Source organism: Nocardioides sp. CF8, from assembly GCF_000389985.1.
GTDB classification, from domain to species: domain Bacteria; phylum Actinomycetota; class Actinomycetes; order Propionibacteriales; family Nocardioidaceae; genus Nocardioides; species Nocardioides allogilvus.
In genome coordinates this window covers 2,115,833-2,133,729 of the sequence record NZ_CM001852.1, presented here as the reverse complement: position 1 = coordinate 2,133,729, position 17,897 = coordinate 2,115,833, and the positions used below count along the sequence as shown (strand labels likewise).

16 protein-coding genes and 1 pseudogene are annotated in these 17,897 nt (G+C 70.8%); 9 read left to right on the top strand and 8 right to left on the bottom strand.

Features of this window, described 5'->3' with window-relative positions; all coding sequences use genetic code 11:
- Positions 1-29: 29 nt before the first annotated feature.
- Together CF8_RS10445 and CF8_RS10440 are read left to right on the top strand one after the other, a co-directional pair.
- Positions 30-1,055, top strand: a complete 1,026-nt coding sequence (locus CF8_RS10445) for an AraC family transcriptional regulator (protein WP_010833085.1) — start codon at positions 30-32, stop codon at positions 1,053-1,055.
- Between the two features lie 92 nt (positions 1,056-1,147).
- On the top strand, positions 1,148-1,927 hold the full coding sequence (locus tag CF8_RS10440) for an SDR family NAD(P)-dependent oxidoreductase (RefSeq protein ID WP_010833084.1): 780 nt from the start codon (positions 1,148-1,150) through the stop codon (positions 1,925-1,927).
- 15 nt (positions 1,928-1,942) lie between these two features.
- On the opposite strand, the gene CF8_RS10435 is transcribed toward CF8_RS10440, so the two are convergent.
- The gene (locus CF8_RS10435) at positions 1,943-3,103 is read right to left on the bottom strand and encodes a steroid 3-ketoacyl-CoA thiolase (RefSeq protein ID WP_036490716.1); all 1,161 of its coding nucleotides are present in this window, start codon (positions 3,101-3,103) and stop codon (positions 1,943-1,945) included.
- A gap of 57 nt (positions 3,104-3,160) precedes the next feature.
- Here CF8_RS10435 and CF8_RS10430 point away from each other — a divergent pair, with 57 nt between their 5' ends.
- Entirely contained in the window at positions 3,161-4,405 is a 1,245-nt protein-coding gene (locus tag CF8_RS10430) for a cytochrome P450 (protein ID WP_010833082.1), read from the top strand.
- 1 nt (position 4,406) lies between these two features.
- Here the strand turns inward: CF8_RS10430 and CF8_RS10425 are convergent, their stop codons facing one another.
- Genes CF8_RS10425 through CF8_RS10415 form a run of 3 tightly spaced genes read right to left on the bottom strand, consistent with a single transcriptional unit; the run spans position 4,407 to position 7,569 of the window.
- Positions 4,407-5,564: a thiolase domain-containing protein gene (locus CF8_RS10425; RefSeq protein WP_010833081.1), complete on the bottom strand. Its 1,158-nt coding sequence runs from the start codon at positions 5,562-5,564 to the stop codon at positions 4,407-4,409.
- On the bottom strand, positions 5,561-6,604 hold the full coding sequence (locus tag CF8_RS10420; protein WP_010833080.1) for a thiolase domain-containing protein: 1,044 nt from the start codon (positions 6,602-6,604) through the stop codon (positions 5,561-5,563). The genes CF8_RS10425 and CF8_RS10420 overlap by 4 nt, the downstream gene beginning before the upstream one ends.
- Positions 6,601-7,569 (bottom strand): Zn-ribbon domain-containing OB-fold protein, encoded by a 969-nt coding sequence (locus CF8_RS10415; RefSeq protein WP_010833079.1) that lies wholly within the window; start codon positions 7,567-7,569, stop codon positions 6,601-6,603. The genes CF8_RS10420 and CF8_RS10415 overlap by 4 nt, the downstream gene beginning before the upstream one ends.
- A 56-nt stretch (positions 7,570-7,625) precedes the next feature.
- Here CF8_RS10415 and CF8_RS10410 point away from each other — a divergent pair, with 56 nt between their 5' ends.
- The 4 genes from CF8_RS10410 to CF8_RS10395 are packed head-to-tail and all read left to right on the top strand — an operon-like array spanning position 7,626 to position 11,672.
- A complete protein-coding gene (locus CF8_RS10410) occupies positions 7,626-8,669 on the top strand; it encodes an LLM class F420-dependent oxidoreductase (protein WP_036492828.1) in 1,044 nt (347 codons plus the stop codon).
- A 16-nt stretch (positions 8,670-8,685) separates the two neighbouring features.
- Positions 8,686-9,549 (top strand): alpha/beta hydrolase, encoded by an 864-nt coding sequence (locus CF8_RS10405; protein WP_010833077.1) that lies wholly within the window; start codon positions 8,686-8,688, stop codon positions 9,547-9,549.
- A gap of 40 nt (positions 9,550-9,589) precedes the next feature.
- Complete coding sequence (gene fadD8 / locus CF8_RS10400; protein WP_010833076.1) at positions 9,590-11,140, top strand: fatty-acid--CoA ligase FadD8; 1,551 nt, start codon at positions 9,590-9,592, stop codon at positions 11,138-11,140.
- A 10-nt stretch (positions 11,141-11,150) separates the two neighbouring features.
- Positions 11,151-11,672, top strand: a complete 522-nt coding sequence (locus CF8_RS10395) for a cytochrome b (RefSeq protein WP_010833075.1) — start codon at positions 11,151-11,153, stop codon at positions 11,670-11,672.
- Between the two features lie 3 nt (positions 11,673-11,675).
- Here CF8_RS10395 and trxA read toward each other — a convergent pair whose 3' ends face one another.
- Together trxA and CF8_RS10385 are read right to left on the bottom strand one after the other, a co-directional pair.
- Positions 11,676-12,347 carry a thioredoxin gene (gene trxA / locus CF8_RS23605; protein WP_010833074.1) on the bottom strand — a complete coding sequence of 224 codons (672 nt, stop codon included), beginning with the start codon at positions 12,345-12,347 and terminating at the stop codon, positions 11,676-11,678.
- 22 nt (positions 12,348-12,369) lie between these two features.
- Positions 12,370-13,257: a phosphotransferase enzyme family protein gene (locus tag CF8_RS10385; RefSeq protein WP_010833073.1), complete on the bottom strand. Its 888-nt coding sequence runs from the start codon at positions 13,255-13,257 to the stop codon at positions 12,370-12,372.
- 87 nt (positions 13,258-13,344) lie between these two features.
- Here CF8_RS10385 and CF8_RS10380 point away from each other — a divergent pair, with 87 nt between their 5' ends.
- Positions 13,345-14,727 carry an HNH endonuclease gene (locus CF8_RS10380; protein ID WP_198016813.1) on the top strand — a complete coding sequence of 461 codons (1,383 nt, stop codon included), beginning with the start codon at positions 13,345-13,347 and terminating at the stop codon, positions 14,725-14,727.
- A 25-nt stretch (positions 14,728-14,752) separates the two neighbouring features.
- Here CF8_RS10380 and CF8_RS10375 read toward each other — a convergent pair whose 3' ends face one another.
- Positions 14,753-16,162, bottom strand: a complete 1,410-nt coding sequence (locus tag CF8_RS10375; protein ID WP_010833071.1) for an aminotransferase-like domain-containing protein — start codon at positions 16,160-16,162, stop codon at positions 14,753-14,755.
- On the opposite strand from CF8_RS10375, the pseudogene CF8_RS21540 reads away from it, so the two are divergent.
- A pseudogene (locus CF8_RS21540) lies at positions 16,161-17,027 on the top strand (DMT family transporter); the annotation flags it as partial. The gene CF8_RS10375 and the pseudogene CF8_RS21540 sit on opposite strands and share 2 nt — an antisense overlap.
- A gap of 59 nt (positions 17,028-17,086) precedes the next feature.
- Here CF8_RS21540 and CF8_RS10370 read toward each other — a convergent pair.
- A complete protein-coding gene (locus CF8_RS10370) occupies positions 17,087-17,881 on the bottom strand; it encodes a crotonase/enoyl-CoA hydratase family protein (RefSeq protein ID WP_010833069.1) in 795 nt (264 codons plus the stop codon).
- Positions 17,882-17,897: the final 16 nt, after the last annotated feature.

The window sequence follows — 17,897 nt, the reverse complement described above, 5'->3', positions numbered from 1 at the left end:
GGACACTCCTGCCTCTGACGCTTGCCCCCGTGACACTCATCCGCGGGACCTGCCTGGTGGGCTTCCCGGAACTGATGCGTGACCTCGGTGCGGATCCCGAGCCGGTCCTGCGGGCATCCGGGATCGCACTGGACGCGGTGGGGGACATCGACTCCTTCGTCGGCTACTCCCACGTGATGGACACCCTCGAGTCCGCGGCGCGGGTCACGGGCGCGCCCGACTTCGGCCTGCAGCTCGCCCAGCGGCAGGACATGGACATCCTCGGGCCGGTCAGCGCGGTCGCCCTCAGCGCTCCGACCGTGGGGGAGGGGATCGCGGCGATCGGGCGCTATCTCGCCTTCTACAGCCGGGGCCTCCGGGTGTCGCTGGCGGCCACCGACCAACCCGAGCGTGTCCTCCTCGGCCTGGCCTTCATGATCGAGGACCCGCCCGCGCACCGGCAGACGACCGAGCTCACGCTGGGCCTCACGCTCAAGATCATGCGGCTGCTGAGTGATTCGCGACCCCTGTGCGTGCACGTGCCGCATGACCCGGTGTCCGCACCGGACACCTACGAGCGCCACCTCGGCGCTCAGGTCCGCTTCGCGGAGCCCTCGATGGGGTTCACGCTCCGGACCCGGGACCTCGACAGGCCCCTGGGACACGGTGGCGAGCTCCACCGGTGCGTCACCAGCTACCTGGACCGGGCGCTCGCCGACGAGCCGCCCTCCGACGAGAGATCCGACCTGGTCGCGTCGGTCACGACCCTGGTCAGGCACCTCCTTCCGACCAGACGCCTCATGATCGGTGTGGTGGCGGCACACCTCGCCCTGCACCCCAAGACGCTCCAGCGCCAGCTCGCAGCCCAGGGCCACACGTTCGACCAGCTGGTCGACTCGGTGCGCCGAGACGTCGCCGGCAAGCTCCTGCGGGACACCGACATGCCGCTCGGCCAGATCTCCGGACTGCTGGGCTACTCCGAGCAGAGCACCTTCTCGAGACGCTGCCGGCACTGGTTCGCAGCATCTCCCCGGGCAGCCCGTCTTGCCTTGCGAGTGTCCGCAGAAGTCAACTAGCTGTCCTGGTGAGTCAAGCCCTCCCGGGACGTCCCGGGAGACGATGAGGGGTCTGCCCGCCAGCTGTTCGGAAGAAGGATCTCGTGCCCGCTATGAAGAACCAGGACCTCACCGGTCTCGTCGTCGCCATCACCGGCGGGGGGCGCGGAATCGGGTTGGAGATCGCGCGCTCGTGCCATCGGGCCGGCATGTCGGTGGCCATCGGCGACCTGGACGAGACCCTCGTGAAGGAAGCTGCCGCCGAGATCGGTCCCGACGTGCTGGGGCTGACGGTCGACGTGCGCGACGAGGCGGACTTCCGCCGCTTCCTCGACACCGTCGAGGCAGAGCAGGGACCGCTCCACGCCCTCGTCAACAACGCCGGCATCCTGCGCATGGGTCCCTTCAGCGAGCTCCCGGCCGAGGACGTCCAGCTGCAGCTCGACGTCAACATCGGCGGTGTCCTGACCGGCACCCGGCTGGCGCTGGACCGGATGCTGCCGCGCGACCAGGGGCACATCGTCAACATGGCCTCGAGTGCGGGGATGATCGCCACGGCCAACGGCGCGGTCTACTCCGCGACCAAGCACGCGGTGCTCGGGTTCACCCGGGCCCTGCGCGGCGAGCTGCGCGACACCGGGGTGAAGACCTCGGTCGTCATGCCCGGTGTCATCCGCACCGAGATGACGAAGGACTTCAACGCCGCCATGGGTGTGCGTGTCGTCGAGCCCAGCATGGTCGCGGACCGGGTCGTCGAGGCGATGCGGACCCACGAGCTCGAGGTGTGCGTCCCGAAGGAGATCGCGGTCCAGGGGCGCCTCTTCTCGCTCCTGCCCGCCGGCGCGTCCGACTCGCTCAAGCGGCTCACGCGCGCCGACTCCGTCATGCACTGACCTGCCGCGAGGGCATCAGATCCGCTCGATGATCGTGGCGGACGCCTGGGCGCCACCGGCACACATCGAGACGAGTGCGGTGGAGGCGTCGCGACGCTCCAGCTCGTGCAGGGCAGTCGTGAGCAGGCGGGTCCCGGTCGAGCCGACCGGGTGGCCGAGCGCGATCGCGCCGCCGTTCACGTTGATCTTCTCGGGCGGTACGGCGTGCACCTTCGCCCAGGACATGACCACCCCCGCGAAGGCCTCGTTGACCTCGCAGATGTCGAGGTCCGCGATCGACATGCCGGAGTCCGCGAGCACGCGTGACGTCGCCTGCACCGGTCCGTCGAGGTGATAGTAGGGGTCGGCGCCCACGAGGCAGGACGCGACGATCCGGGCCCGGGGGGTCAGGCCGAGCGAGGCCGCGAGGGCTGAGTCCATCAGCAGCAGCGCCGAGGAGCCGTCGGAGATCTGGGACGACGTGCCGGCCGTGTGGATGCCGCCCTCCAGCACCGGCTTGAGCGCGGCGAGGCCGTCGAGGGAGGTGTCGCGGACCCCCTGGTCCGTGTCGACCGACCGGGTCTCGCCGACGCTGCCGTCCTCGAGGAGCTGGGGGGCGGTCACCGCGAAGGTCTCCCGGGCGAACCGACCCTCGTCGAGCGCGACCCGTGCCTTCTGCTGCGACCAGAGTCCGAACTCGTCGACCTGCGCACGACTGAACCCGCGGTCGCGGACGATCCGGTCGGCTCCCTCGAACTGGTTGGGCAGGTCGATGTCCCACGAGGAGGGCCGCGGGTCGCCCGTGCCGGGAGGGACGTTGGCGCCGAGGCCGACGCGTGACATGGACTCGATCCCGCACGCGATGCCGGCGTCGATCACGCCGGCGGTGATCATGGCGTTGATGAGGTGGGTGGCCTGCTGGGCACTCGAGCACTGCGCGTCGATGACGGTGGAGGCCACCTCGTTGGGCAGCCCGGCGTGCATCCAGGCGCGCCGCACCATGTTGTTCGACTGCTCGCCCGCCTGGGTCACACAGCCGCCGACGACCTGCCCGACCAGCGCGGGGTCCACCCCGGAGCGCTTGACGACCTCGACGAGCGACGCCCCGAGCAGCTCAGCCGGGTGAACGCCGGCCAGCCAGCCTCGGCGCTTGCCCAGCGGCGTACGGACGGCTTCGACGATCACAGGGGTGCCCATGCGACAAAACTAGAACACGTTCTTGTATTCGGACAAGCCCCGTGGCAACCTGTCCACGTGACCGCACAGCTCCACGACCTCGACCTGCCCACGGGCTTCGACCCGACCGATCCGGCCATCAACGAGATCGGCGTCCCGCACGCGGAGTTCCTCGCGCTGCGCAAGAACGCCCCGGTCTTCTGGGTCGAGCAGCCGCCGGAGGCGCGTGCCGGCATGGAGGGCGGCACCGGCTACTGGGCGATCAGTCGCCACGAGGACGTCTCCTTGGTTTCCAAGTCCAAGGACTTCGTCACCTCGGAGAACACCGCGATCATCCGGCTCAACTCCGAGATCACGCGTGAGGAGGTCGAGCTCCAGCGGGTCATGCTGATCAACCAGGACCCGCCGGACCACACCAAGAGCCGGCAGATCATCAGTCGCGGCTTCACGCCGCGCGCCATCGGAGCCCTGCACGGCACGCTGCAGGAGTGGGCCGAGAAGATCGTCGACGACGCGATCGCGAAGGGCTCCGGCGACTTCGTCGAGGACGTCGCCGCCGAGCTGCCGCTGCAGGCCATCGCCGAGCTGCTCGGCGTGCCGCAGGACGACCGCCGCAAGCTCTTCGACTGGTCCAACCAGATGCTGGCCTACGACGACCCCGACTACGACGTCGACCCGGCCGTCGCCGCGGCCGAGATCCTCGGCTACGCCATGGGGATGGCCGAGGACCGTCGCGCCAACCCGCGCGACGACATCATCACCAAGCTCGTCACGGCCGACATCGACGGCCACGGACACCTCGGTGACGACGAGTTCGGCTACTTCGTCATCCTGCTCGCGGTCGCCGGCAACGAGACGACCCGCAACGCGATCACGCACGGCATGAAGGCCTTCTTCGACCACCCCGACCAGTGGGAGCTGTTCAAGAAGGAGCGTCCGAAGACGACGGTCGACGAGATCATCCGCTGGGCCACGCCGGTGACGGTCTTCCAGCGTACGGCGACGGTCGACACCGAGGTCAGCGGCCAGCAGATCAAGGCCGGCCAGCGTGTCGGGATCTTCTATGCCAGCGCCAACCACGACGACGAGGTCTTCACCGACCCCGACGCCTTCGACATCACCCGCGACCCCAACCCGCACGTCGCCTTCGGCGGCCACGGTGCGCACTACTGCATCGGTGCCAACCTGGCCCGGCTCGAGGTCGAGATCATGTTCAACGCGATCGCTGACCGGATGCCCGACATCGTGGCCAACGGTCCCGAGCGGCGGCTGCGGTCCGGGTGGATCAACGGGATCAAGGAGCTTCCGGTCCGCTACGCGTGAGTCAAGGCTTCTCGGCGCCGACGACCCACATCGCGAAGAACTGCGAGCCGCCGCCGTAGGCATGGCCCAGCGCTCGCCGTACGCCGTCGACCTGGTGCTCGCCGGCCTGCCCCCGGACCTGCAGGGCAGCCTCGGCGAACCGCAGCATGCCGGACGCCCCGATCGGGTTGGACGACAGCACGCCACCGGACGCGTTGACGGGCAGTCGGCCGTCGAGGGCGGTGTCCCCGGCCTCGGTCAGCTGCCAGCCGGTGCCCTCCGGGGCGAAGCCGAGGTTCTCCAGCCACATCGGCTCGAACCACGAGAAGGGCACGTAGATCTCGGCGGCGTCGATCTCCTCGAGCGGGTTGGTGATCCCCGCCTGCTTCCAGAGGGCGGCTGCGGCCGCGCGCCCGGCGAGCGGGTTGACCTGGTCCCGCTCGGCCGCCGTGGTCGGCTCGCTGCGCATGACGGTGCCGTGGATCCAGGCCGGGTCGGTGATCGAGGCCGCGGTGTCGGCGTCGGCGATGACGAGGGCGCACGCGCCGTCCGAGGACGGGCAGGTCTCGTCGTAGCGGATCGGGTCCCACAGCATCTGGCTGGCGAGCACCGACTCCACTGTGGTGTCGGGGTTCTTGAGGTGGGCGTAGGGGTTGAGCAGCGCGTTCTGCCGATCCTTGGCCGCCACGATCGCGCCGACGTGGGTCGGTGCCCCCGAGCGTCGGATGTAGGAACGGACGTGCGGGGCGAAGTAGCCGCCGGCACCTGCGTGGACGGGCATCACGAACGGCACCGGGACGCTGAGCGCCCACATCGCGTTGGACTCCGACTGCTTCTCGAACGCCACCGTCAGCACCCGCCGGTGCACGCCGGCCTGGACGAGCGAGGCCGCCACGATCGCGGTCGAGCCGCCGACGGAGCCGGCCGTGTGCACCCGCAGCAGGGGCTTGCCCGCCGCACCGAGCGCCTCGGCGAGGAACAGCTCGGGCATCATCACGCCCTCGAAGAGGTCGGGCGCCTTCCCGACGACCACCGCGTCGATGTCGTCGAACGTCATGCCGGCGTCGAGCAGCGCACGGTCGATCGCCTCGCGGCACAACCCCGCCATCGAGACGTCCTCGCGCTTGGCGCGGTGGTGGGTCTGGCCGATGCCGATGACGGCTGCGGGCTGTTTCGTCACGGTGTTGCTCCCATCGCGCACACGAGGTTCTGCTGCAGGGCGGGGCCGCTGGTGGCGTGCCCGAGCACCCTGTCGGCGGTGCCGTCCCACACCCGCCCGGCCGCCTCGCCGATCCGGTTGAGGCCGGCGCTGAACATCGGGTTGGCGGTGAGGGCCCCACCGCTCGGGTTGATCACGATGTCCTCACCCAGGCCCAGCTCGCGGCGCAGGACCAGCTCCTGGTGGGAGAACGGCGCGTGCAGCTCGGCGAGGTCGACGCGGGTCGCCGGTGCCGAACGCCGCGTCGACAGCGACGTCGTGAGGTCGCGCGCACCGAGGTGCAACGGGTCGATGTGGTGCGAGAAGTGCGTGATCCACGCCGGCCGCTCGCACGCGTCGCGCGCCCGGTCGCCGGCGGCGAGCACGATCGCGGACGCTCCGTCGGAGACGGGTGCGATGTCGTGCTTGCGCAGCGGATCGGCGTACAACGGTCGGGCCAGGAGGTCCTCGACGCTCGAGCCGCCGCGGCGGATCGCCCACTCGTTGTGCTCCGCGTCGCGCAGCGAGCGGTCGGCCACGGCGGCCAGGGCGGCCTCGTCCCACAGCCCCGCGTCGAGGCCGAGCCGCGCCTGCAGCGCGGCGATGGAGACGGTGTCGGGCCACAGCGGCGTCATCGTGTAGGGGTCGAGCTGGAGCGCGAGGGTACGGCGCAGCGTGCCCGCACTGGACTTGCCGAACCCGTAGACCAGCGCGGTGTCGACCTCGCCGGTCTGGATCTTGAGCCAGGCCTCGTAGAGCGCCCAGGCCGCGTCCATCTCGACGTGGGACTCGTTGACCGGCGGGAGGGCGCCGATCGCGTCGACCGCGCTGACGAAGGAGAACGAGCGGCCGGCGAGGTAATCGCTCGAGCCGGAGCACCAGAAGCCGATGTCCTGGCGGGTGAAGCCGGTCTGCTCGTAGCACTCGGCGAAGATCGGCACGAGCAGCTCGACGCACGTGGGGGAGCCGTCGAACTCCCGCATCTGCCGCTGGGCGAAGGCGACGACGCCAACGTCCCTCACAGGTGCATCCGGTAGGTCTCGTAGTCGGCATCGGGCTCGCCGGTCGGGCGGAAGTGCGCGATGTTCTCGATCGTGGTGCCCCACTCGTCGCGTGGTCGCCACACCGCCTCGACCCGCATGCCCATCCGCACCTCGTCGGCCGGGACCTCCAGGATCAGGTGCTGGATCGCGATGTCTGCGCCGTCGAGGAGGACGTAGGCGCTGACGTAGGGCGGGCTGATCCGCTGCCCCAGGAACGGCACGTTGACGATGCAGAACGTCGTGATCGTGCCGCTGTCCGGCAGCTCCACCTCGTCGGTCGTCGGGACCCCGTCGACCGGGCACGCGCCGCGTGGAGGGACGTAGACCTTGTGGCAGACCGGGCAGCGCTGGCCGATGATCCGGCCCTCGGCAAGGCCGGAGAAGAACGCCGACTCCTCCGGGGACGCGGCGTAGAGGTAGTCCAGCGAGATGGGGGAGACGACGCCGGTGACGGGTTCCCCGGCCGCTGGTTGAGCAGCGAGTGCAGCGAGCGTGTCGAAACCGAGGTCCCCGGCCGAAGGCTCCACGCACGCGATGTCGGTGATCGCCCCGACCCGTTCGTCGGCCCACCGGACGGTGACGCGCATCCCGGTCGCGATCGCGTCGTGGTCGGCGTCGAGGGCGAGCAGCATCGCGCAGTCTGCGCCGTCGAACCGCACCAGCGCCCAGGCGAAGGGCCGGTCGAACGGCTGCCCGGCGACCGGCTCGGGCACCCACGTCCAGCTGTCCACGACACCGCCCGGACCGACCTCGACGAAGTCGGTGGTCGCGGCATGGGTCTGCGGGTCGAACTCCGGCGGCGGGACGAGCACCCGGCCATCCGCCGTACGACCTCCGAGGACGACGCCGTCGCGCAGCCCGGTGAGGAAGCGGCCGATGACCGGGCCCGTCGAGCGGGTGTAGTCGAAGGTCACCGTCACGGGCTGGGAGAGCGTGCGCGCCATGGCAAGAGTGAAACACGTTCTAGTTTTGCGGGCAATGCTTCTGCGAGAGTGTGACCATGAAACTGGGACTTCAGCTGGGCTACTGGGGCGCGCAGCCCCCTTCCGGCGTCGCCGAGCTCGTTGCGGCCGCCGAGGCATCGGGGTTCGACGCGATCTTCACCGCCGAGGCCTGGGGCTCCGACGCGTTCACGCCGCTGGCCTGGTGGGGCCGCGAGACGTCGCGGGTGCGGCTCGGCACCTCGATCGTGCAGATGTCGGGGCGCAGCCCGGCGAGCATCGCGATGCACGCCCTGACCCTCGACCACCTCTCCGGCGGCCGGGTCGTCCTCGGCATGGGCGTGAGCGGTCCGCAGGTCGTCGAGGGCTGGTACGGCGCCCCGTTCGCCAAGCCACTGGCGCGCACCCGCGAGGTGGTCGACATCATCCGGCAGGTGCTCGCCCGCGAGGCGCCGGTGACCAGCGCTGGTCCGCACCACCCGTTGCCCTACTCCGGCGCCGATGCGACCGGGCTCGGCAAGCCGCTCAAGTCGATCGTGCACCCGTTGCGCGCCGACGTCCCGATCTGGCTCGGCGCCGAGGGGCCGAAGAACGTCGCGCTCACCGCGGAGATCGCGGACGGCTGGATCCCGATCTTCTACACGCCCGGCTCCGCCGCGATGTACCAGCCGTGGCTCGACGAGGGCTTCGCCCGACCGGGAGCCCGCCGCACGCGGGCGGACTTCGAGATCGCAGCGACCTGTCACGTGCAGGTCACCACCTCGGCCGCGGAGCGGGCCGCCGTGGTCGACACGATGAAGGGCGTGGTGTCGCTCTACATGGGCGGCATGGGCGCCAAGGACGCCAACTTCCACAAGCAGGTCTTCGAGCGCATGGGCCACCAGGCGCTGTCCGACGAGGTGCAGCGGCTCTACCTCGAGGGCCGCAAGGCGGACGCGACCGCCCTGATCCCCGACGAGCTGGTGCACGACATGCACATCATCGGCGACGCGGGCTACGTCAAGGAGCGCGCTGCGGAGTGGGAAACCACCGGTGTCACGACCCTGTTGCTGTCGTGCCGAACCGCCGAGGAGGTCGCCAAGATCGCCGAAGTGCTCGCCTAAGGCCTAGCGTGTCGCCATGACCGCCTCGGGTTCCACCTTCACCTCGCCGACTGACGCGACCATCCTCGCGACCTACAGCTGGGACAATCTGTTCGTCCCCGCGGCCGCGGTCCAGATAGCCCACGGCCTCGCCGAGCACTCCGCCCGCTACGACCGGCTCGCGCAGGCGCTCAACGGCGCCGGCTATCTCGTGCACGCCCACGACCACCGCGGACACGGCAAGTCGATCGACGGCACGCCGGGTGACTTCGGCAAGGGCGGGTTCGACGCCCTGATCGCCGACACGGCGGCGTACGGCGCCACGCTCCGCGAGGACCGCCCCGACCTGCCGCTCTTCCTGATCGCCCACTCGATGGGGTCGTTCGCCGCGCAGTCGGTGCTGCTGGAGCACTCCGACCTGTATGCCGGCGTCGTGCTGTCCGGCTCCACCGCGCTCGACGTGCTCGCCGCCGGGCTCGCCGAGTCCGAGGACCCGGCCGGGCTCGAGGCGTTCAACGCCGGCTTCGAGCACCGCACGGGCTACGAGTGGCTCTCGCGCGACGAGGCCGAGGTCGATGCGTACGTCGCCGACCCGCTGTGCGGATTCGACCTGCCCGACGAGACGGTGCCCAGCCTGTTCGGCGCCGCGGCCACGCTCGCGGACCCGAAGGCGCTCGCGGGCATCCGGTCCGACCTGCCGATCCTGATCGTCTCCGGCTCCGCCGACCCGCTGGCCGGGGGTGGCGAGCTCGTCCAGCTGCTCGGCCACCGCTACCGCGAGGCGGGCGTGAAGGACGTGACGGTCAAGACCTACGACGGCGCCCGGCACGAGATCTTCAACGAGACCAACCGCGCTGCGGTCACCGCTGACGTCATCGACTGGCTGGGCCGGCACCGCTGAACCGTTGCCGCACACTAGAACGCGTTCTAGTGTGCGGGGTGTGACCGACTCCTTGCGCCTGCCCATCCACAACGGCCACCTCATGGTGGCCGCACTGAAGCGGCACCACGACCAGCCGGTCCTGCACCTCGGCGACGTCACGCTCACCGGCGGTGAGGTGGCCGACGAGATCAGCCGCTACGTGCAGGCCTTCGAAGCGCTGGGCGACGGTGGTGGCTCCGCGCTGCTCTCGCCCAACCGGCCCGAGGTGCTCGTCATCCTCGGCGCCGGGCAGACGCAGGGCTACCGGCGCACGAGCCTGCACCCGCTCGGCAGCCTCGATGACCACGCCTACGTCATCGACGACGCAGAGATCACGACGCTGATCGTGGACCCCGTCTTCGCCGAGCGTGCGGTGGGCCTGCTCGAGCGCTGCCCCGGGCTGCGGCAGGTGCTGACCATCGGCCCGGTGCCGCCGGCCCTGGCGGACGTCGCCGTCGACCTGGTGGCCAGCGCGGCGACGTACGACACACGACCGCTCGCGGCCCTCGACCTGCCCCCCGACCACATCGTGTCGATCGCCTACACCGGCGGCACCACCGGCAGGCCCAAGGGCGTCATCGGGACCGCGCAGGCGATGAACACGATGAGCCAGATCCAGCTGGCGGAGTGGGAGTGGCCGGTCGCTCCGCGGTTCCTGATGTGCACGCCGCTGTCGCACGCCGGCGCCGCGTTCTTCGTGCCGACGGTGATCCGGGGCGGGTCGCTGAACGTCTTGGCGAAGTTCGACCCGGCACTGGTGCTCGAGGCCATCGAGCGCGACCGCATCACCGCCACGATGCTCGTGCCGTCGATGCTCTACGCCCTGCTCGACCACCCCGACAGCCACACCCGCGACCTGTCGTCGCTGGAGACGGTCTACTACGGCGCCTCGGCGATCAACCCGACCAGGTTGGCCGAGGCGATCGAGCGGTTCGGGCCGATCTTCGCGCAGTCCTACGGCCAGTCCGAGGCGCCGATGGCGATCACCTACCTCGCCAAGGCCGACCACACCCCCGAGCGCCTGGCGTCCTGCGGCCGGCCCAGTGCCTTCATCCGTACGGCGCTGCTCGCCGACGACGGCACGCCGGTCGCCGTCGGTGAACCGGGGGAGATCTGCGTGGCCGGGCCGCTGCTCGCGGGTGGCTACTGGAAGCTGCCCGACGAGACGGCCGAGACCTTCCGCGACGGCTGGCTGCACACGGGTGACGTCGCGCGCGAGGATGAAGACGGGTTCTGGTACATCGTCGATCGCACGAAGGACATGATCGTGACCGGCGGCTTCAACGTCTTCCCGCGCGAGGTCGAGGACGTCGTCGCCACGCATCCCGCGGTCGCGCAGGTCGCGGTCATCGGCGTCCCGCACGAGAGGTACGGCGAGGCGGTGACCGCCCTCGTCGTGCCCCGGTCCACGCTGAGCGAGGCGGACGTCGCGAGCATCGTCGCGCTGGTGAAGGAGCGCAAGGGCTCGCTGCACGCCCCCAAGCAGGTGATCGCGGTCGACGCGATCCCGCTCACCGGACTGGGGAAGCCGGACAAGAAGGCGCTGCGCGCGCGGTTCGCCTCCGGCTAGCGTCGTCGCCGTGCTGCACAACGGACCGGAGGGCTACGGCTGGCTCAGCAAGGTGCTGCACTGGGGGACCGTGCTGGCGCTGGTCGCCCAGTTCGTCGTCGGCTACGCGATGGACGTCGATGGCGGGGGCCGAGGGCGCGGCCGGGGTCGTGGCGGTGGCTCCGGGCGCGGACGCGGGCGTGGGGGCGAGGAGGGCTACGGCGTGCTCGACGACCGGTTGCTCACCCTGCACGTCTCGCTCGGTGTCCTGATCATCGTGCTCGCGCTGGCGCGGTTGGCCTGGCGCCGGGTCGACGGACTGCCCCCGTGGTCGGATCGGCTGGGCGCTCGGCAGCGGACGCTCGCGACCTGGACCGAGCGGTGCCTGATGGGGCTGCTGCTCGTGATCCCCGCGACCGGCCTTGTGCTGGTGCTCAGCAGTGAGGACGACCTGTTGTGGCTGCACGTCGCAGCACACGTCGCGTTCTTCGTCGTCCTGGCTGCGCACGTCGCGCTCGTGGTCGGCAAGCGGCTGCTGCCGCGGATGTGGTGAGCCTCAGCGCTCGAGGGGCCAGCCGCGCTGGGCCCAGCCGTTGGTGCCGTCGCTGACGTTGAACGCGTTGAGGCCTTGCGCGCGCAGGTGATCGACGACCTGGCGGCTGCGGCCGCCCACGGCGCAGATCACGAAGAAGGGTTGGTCCGTCGGCAGCTCCGCGACGCGGCCGGGCAGCTCACCCATCGGCACGTGCACCGCACCGGGCACGTGCCCCGCGGTGAACTCGTGGTCCTCACGGACGTCCACCACGACGGCACCGGCCGCGTGGGCCGCCGCGAAGTCGTCCAGGCCCACCTCGCCCGCCTCGGCTGCCTGCGCTGCGGCGCCGGCCTGGCGGCGTACCTCGTCCATGTCCAGGTCGCGCGCCTGCTTGATGATGTCGCCGAGCGCCTGGGGCGGCAGTGCGCCGGCCTGGTTGAAGAGCAGGACCCCGTCGCGGAAGAGCATCAACGTGGGGATGGAGGAGATGCCGGCCTGGGCGGCGAGCTGCTGCTCGGCCTCCGTGTCGACCTTGCCGAACGTGATGTCGGGGTTGGCCTCCGCGGCTGCCTCGAAGACCGGCCCGAACTGCTTGCACGGACCACACCACTCGGCCCAGAAGTCGACCAGGACGATGCCCTCGCCGGAGATGGTCTCCTCGAAGGACTCAGCTGTCAGCTCTCGCGTGCTCATGAATTCAGCGTACGTGGCGCAGTCAGCGGGCCTCCGCAAGGCCGCGCCGAGCACGTGCGAGCGCCTCGGTGTTGTGGTCCGTGTCGTCCACGATCCCCGTCCGGTCGTCCGCCACGATGCGGCCCGCGAAGTAGCTGGCCTGGATGGCCCAGCGGAACCGGCGGAAGATGTCGAGGAGGGCCAGCTCGTCGTTCTCGACAGGACCGCGATCGGCGTACGACGACAAGAACTGCTCGGCCTGCTGGGGTCCGCCGAGATACATCACAGCGGAGGCGACGTCGTAGAGCGCCGGACCACGGCGGCTCCCAGCCCAGTCGATGAGACCCGTCGACCCGGTGGCGTCGTCGTGGATGAAGGCCTCAGGTGCCGGATCGGTGTGCAGCTGGGTCCAGGTGAGTTGCGGAAGCGCGTTGTACTCGCGTCGGATCTCGGCCAGCGCGGGCGGAAGCCAGGTCGCGACGGCGAGCACATCCTCCGCGGGGTAGAGCCATTCACTCATGAACGGACCGGTGTCCGATGCGGGGCATCCCGCGGTGTGCGCCGTCGCGAGGGCGGTTCCGATCAGCTGTTGCTCGTGCCCTGAATCGCCGTCGAGCTCGCGACCGGGCACGTGGCGCAGCAGTGCGAGTGCGCCTCCGGCCATTGCTACGACCGGGGCACCGGCAGTTGAGCCGACCGGTTCGCCAGTGCGCACTCCCTGCCGTCCGAGGAGGGTGGCAGCCGAGCAGCCGGCTTCGAGGGACTCGGCATCACTCGACCACTTCGCGACGAAGCGATCGCCGCCCGTGGCGGTGACCAGGCAGGTCGCAGAATTCATGCCGCCGCCGAGTGGCCGCACGTCCACGTCCTCGAGGCCCCACAGATCTGCCAGCAAGGCGGGCAGGGAACGGGCCAGCGTCGCGTCATCCACGGGGGGAGTCTCGCGGTTCTGGGTGGCTTCGGCGAACGGATTCTGCGCCGAGGATCGATGTCGGTGGTCACGTCTAGGGTCGAAGACATGATCAGGACGACCGGGCGGGAGCGCCCCGGAGGCGGCACACCGTCTCTGGTTCTCGACCCTGCTCAGGTCGAGCTGATGCTGTCGCAGGTGACGACCGCGGCGCTGCCGGCTGACGACGTCGCCCGCATGGACGTGCTCCGTGGGTTGGAGCAGCTCAAGTGTGCGGTCGAGGGTGCGCAGGCCGCGATCGCCGTTGGCTTCGATGCCTCTCAGCGGCAGGTTGCCAGCGAGCGCGGAGTCCGGTCCGAGAAGCAGGGCGACGGGATCGGTCATCAGATCGCGCTGGCACGCCGCGAGTCCCCGCAGAAGGGAAGCCGACACCTCGGCCTGGCGAAGATCCTCAAGGCGGAGATGCCGCACACCATGCGTGCGCTGCGCGGCGGCTTCATCACCGAGTGGCGGGCGACGATCCTGGCTCGCGAGACGGCCTGTCTCGACGTCGAGCGCCGCCGGGAGATCGACAAGATCCTGGCCGCCGACGCTGATCGACTCTCAGCCATGGGAGATCTCGAGACCGAGCGCGAGGCCCGCAGGCTGGCGTCTCGACTCGATCCCGCTTCCGTGGCCGCGCGCCGACGTCGCGCGGAGGGCGAGCGGACGGTGACCGTGCGTCCCGCGCCCGACACCATGACCTGGCTGACCGCCTCGTTGCCGGTGCGCGACGGGGTCGCCGTGTTCGCAGTGCTCAAGCGCGAGGCCACGCGCCTGATCGCCGCGGGTGACGAGCGCAGCCGCGGCCAGATCATGGCCGACACCCTCGTCAATCGGGTCCTGCACGGTGGTGCGCAGGAGGGCCCGGGCGTTCCTGCGCTGGCCGTCAACGTCGTCGTCAGCGTGGACACACTTCTGGGTGAGAGCGATGACCCCGCCACGATCCCTGGCTATGGTCCGATCCCGGCCGATCTCTTGCGCGAGTGGATCCGCGACGGGCTGGACGCCGGCGTCGAGGTCAGTCTGCGGCGCTTGTTCGCCGAGCCGAGCACGGGCGCACTGGTGGCGATGGAGTCAAGAAGGCGCGCGTTCGACGGCAGCCTCGCCGACTTCATCGAGCTGCGCGACCAGCAGTGCCGCACCCCGTGGTGCGATGCCCCGGTGCGCCACCGCGACCACGTCGTGACCGCCGCCCACGGCGGTCCCACCAGCGCGGCCAACGCGCAGGGACTGTGCGAGGCGTGCAACTACGCCAAGGAGGCGATCGGCTGGCAGGCATGGCCGCGTCCCGGGCCTGTGCACACCGTCGAGACGATCACGCCGACGGGACACCGATACCTTTCGACGGCTCCGCCGATCATCGAGCCGAGAGGACGTCCGATGAGGAAGCTTCCGGACGGAATGAGCCCGGTGGAACGCCTGCTGGCCCAGCTGCTCTCGGCGGCCTGAAACCGGGCGCCGCGCCCGGACCACGTCACGACTGCGCAGCGATGGCGGTTTCGATCGTCCGGGCAGCAGCGGCAAACCCCGCCGGGTGGGGCCCCGAGAAGTTGAGGCGCAGGAAGGGGCCTGACGGTTCGGCGGGGAACCACTCGTCGCCGGCCGCGACGTAGGTGCCGGCGGCCTCGCAGTCGCGGACCAGTCGTTGCGTGTCGGTGTGGTCGGGCAGTCGTGCCCAGAGGTGCAGCCCACCTCGGGGCACGTGGTCGACGCGCAGGCTCGGCGCGTGCTCGCGGATGCTGTCGACCAGCAGGTCGCGGCGGTCGTGGAGCTGGGTGCGGAGTCGCCGCAGGTGCGTGGTCCACCCCGGGTCGCTCAGGACCTCGAGCGCGGCTTGCTGGAGGAGGCCGCTGACATACATCGACTCGGCGGAGCGGTCCGCCAGGATGCGGTCACGCGCAGGTCCGCGAGCGATCACCGCGCCGATCCGGACCGCCGGCGACATGCTCTTGGTGAGGGAGCGGACGTGGACGACGTGACCCGCGTCGTCGTGCGCTGCGACCGGGCGCGGGCGGGTGTCGATGCCGAGGTCGTGGGCCCAGTCGTCCTCGACGAGGAAGGCACCGTGCTCCCGGACGACATCCAGGACGGCATCTGCCCGCCCGGCCGACCACTGCGAACCAGTGGGGTTGGCGTAGTTGGGCTGGGCGTAGAACGCCCTGGCCCCGGTCTCGCGGAAGCACCGGTCCAGCTCCGCCGGGTCGGGTCCGTGGGCGTCGCTCGGCACCGGCACCAGGCGCACACCGGACTGGCGCGCCGCCAGGATCGCTCCCCAGTACGTCGGCGACTCGATCAGCAACGGGCCGGCTGGCGGTACGAGGGCGCGAAAGACGGAGGTCAGTCCGCTCTGGCTCCCCGGCACGACCAGCACGTCCTGTGCGGTGGGAGCCGCGACGCCGGCGGGAGTGCTACCGGCCAGCTCGGTCGCGAACCAGGAGCGGAGGTCGGGCAGTCCTGCGGATGGCGGCCTGGACGTGGCTGCGGTGCCGCGGGCAGCGCGCACCAGGGCTGTGCGCACGAGTCGCCCCGGCAGCAGGTCGGGGTCCGGATAGCCGGAATGGAGCGCCTGCGCTTCCGGGGGAGCGGTTCGCATCGCGGCGGACAGGGGCGGCAGCTCGATCCGCGGCGTCCGCAGTGCCGCTGTCTGCCAGCCGTAGTCCTGCGGGCGCAGTGTGCGCGCAGCCCGGACGAAGCTTCCGACTCCGGGCCTGCTCTCGACCAGTCCCTCACGAGCAAGGGACCGGAGCGCCTTCTGGACCGTGACCGGGCTGGCGGCGTACTCCGTCACGAGCTGCCGCGAGGAGGGTAGGCGTGCCCCGGGTGCCGCGGTCGCCACCCATCGGCGGAGATCATCGGCGATCCGGCCACTGCTATCGTTGGACATGTCGAGACAGAGTAGCGCTACTGCCCCATGGACGATCCCGATACCGGCCACGTCGGCCGGCCTGTGGTGGGGGCTGACGGGTGTCGTCGCCTTCTCGCTGACGGTTCCTCTCACCCGCGTCGCGGTCGGGGGCCTTTCACCGCTCTTCATCGGCTCGGGCCGTGCGGTGGTCGCGGCGTTGCTCGCGGGGGCCGCCCTCGCCGCCACCCGACAGTCGCGCCCCGCGGGGGCCCAGTGGCTGCGGATCGGCGTGGTGGCGGCGGGCGTGGTCGTCGGCTTCCCGATCCTCACCTCCTACGCGCTCACGGTGACGCCAGCCAGTCACGGGGCGGTCGTCATCGCGCTGCTTCCGGCCGCCACGGCCGTCGCTGCCGTGCTGCGGGTCGGTGAGCGGCCGGGCCGGGCCTTCTGGTCGTTCTCCGCCGCAGGCGCGACCGCAGCGGTGCTGTTCGCCCTGCTGCACAGCGGCGGAGCCGGTCACGTCGGCTGGGCGGACCTCCTCCTGTTCGGGGCCGTGCTCGCCGCCGCCGTCGGCTATGCGGAAGGCGGCACGCTGGCGCGCGAGATCGGCTCGTGGCAGACGGTGTCGTGGGCTCTCGTGGTCGCCGCGCCCCTGATGATCGTGCTCACTGCGGTCGCTGCCGTACGCCATCCGCCCTCGGGCACGCTGGTCGAGTGGGCCTGTTTTGGCTACCTGTCGGCGATCAGCATGTTCCTCGGGTTCTTCGCCTGGTATCGAGGTCTGGCGATCGGTCCCATGTCCCGGGTCAGCCAGGTGCAGCTGGTCCAGCCGATCATGACGATCGGCTGGGCGGCACTCCTCCTGCGCGAGCAGGTCGGCTGGCTGACCCTGGCGGGCGGCCTGGTCGTGATTGCCTGCGCCGGTGGCGCAGTGCGCTCGCGTCCGGTGCGCCGCGACGCGGCTCAGCGCCCCATGAACTCCGGCGGCCGCTTCTCCACGAACGCCCGCGGCCCCTCGGCCGCGTCGGAGGAGGCGAACACCGCGGCGCCGACGCGCGCGTCGTCGGCCCAGCAGTCGTCCTCGTGCTTGCCCTCGGACGTGCGCATCGTCGCGAGCACCGACTGAACCGCGAGTGGCCCGTTGGCGCAGATCAGGTCTGCGAGCGAGCGCGCCTTGTCCAACGCCGTGCCGTCCGGGACGACGTGGCCGATCAGGCCGTAGGACAACGCCTCGTCGGCGGTGATGTGCCGTCCGGTCAGCAGCAGGTCGGCGGCGACGGTGTAGGGGATCTGGCGGGGGAGTCGCACGGCCGAACCGCCGAGCGGATAGAGCCCCCACTTCACCTCCGAGACCCCGAACCGGGCAGAGGCACCGGCGACCCTGATGTCGGTGGCCTGCAGGATCTCGGTGCCGCCCGCGATCGCCGGACCCTCGACCGCCGCGATGAGCGGCTTGGTGAGCCGGAACCCCTTGAGCAGCGGCTTGATCACGGCCGGGTCGAACTCACCGGACGAGAACTTCGCCGACGGCGAGGAGGCCGACATCGCCGACAGGTCGGCGCCTGCGCAGAAGGCGCCACCCGCCCCGGTGAGGATGACGACGCGCACCGCGTCGGACGAGTTGGCCAGGTCCCAGGCCTCGCTCATCAGCTGCAGCATCTCGCCGGACAGGGCGTTCTTCTTCGCGGGCCGGTTCATGGTCACGGTCAGCACGTGGCCGTCGAGCGAGACGAGACAGTGCGGGGCTTCTTCCGACATGCAAACGATCCTAGTC

What these genes read in the sequence shown, in the direction of transcription:
- CF8_RS10410 (WP_036492828.1), top strand. Translation starts at nt 7,626, where the DNA reads ATGAAACTGGGACTTCAGCTGGGCTACTGGGGCGCGCAGCCCCCTTCC.
- CF8_RS10440 (WP_010833084.1), top strand. Translation starts at nt 1,148, where the DNA reads ATGAAGAACCAGGACCTCACCGGTCTCGTCGTCGCCATCACCGGCGGG.
- CF8_RS10380 (WP_198016813.1), top strand. Translation starts at nt 13,345, where the DNA reads ATGATCAGGACGACCGGGCGGGAGCGCCCCGGAGGCGGCACACCGTCT.
- CF8_RS10405 (WP_010833077.1), top strand. Translation starts at nt 8,686, where the DNA reads ATGACCGCCTCGGGTTCCACCTTCACCTCGCCGACTGACGCGACCATC.
- CF8_RS10435 (WP_036490716.1), bottom strand. Translation starts at nt 3,103, where the DNA reads ATGGGCACCCCTGTGATCGTCGAAGCCGTCCGTACGCCGCTGGGCAAG.
- CF8_RS10415 (WP_010833079.1), bottom strand. Translation starts at nt 7,569, where the DNA reads ATGGCGCGCACGCTCTCCCAGCCCGTGACGGTGACCTTCGACTACACC.
- CF8_RS10375 (WP_010833071.1), bottom strand. Translation starts at nt 16,162, where the DNA reads ATGTCCAACGATAGCAGTGGCCGGATCGCCGATGATCTCCGCCGATGG.
- trxA (WP_010833074.1), bottom strand. Translation starts at nt 12,347, where the DNA reads ATGAGCACGCGAGAGCTGACAGCTGAGTCCTTCGAGGAGACCATCTCC.
- CF8_RS10370 (WP_010833069.1), bottom strand. Translation starts at nt 17,881, where the DNA reads ATGTCGGAAGAAGCCCCGCACTGTCTCGTCTCGCTCGACGGCCACGTG.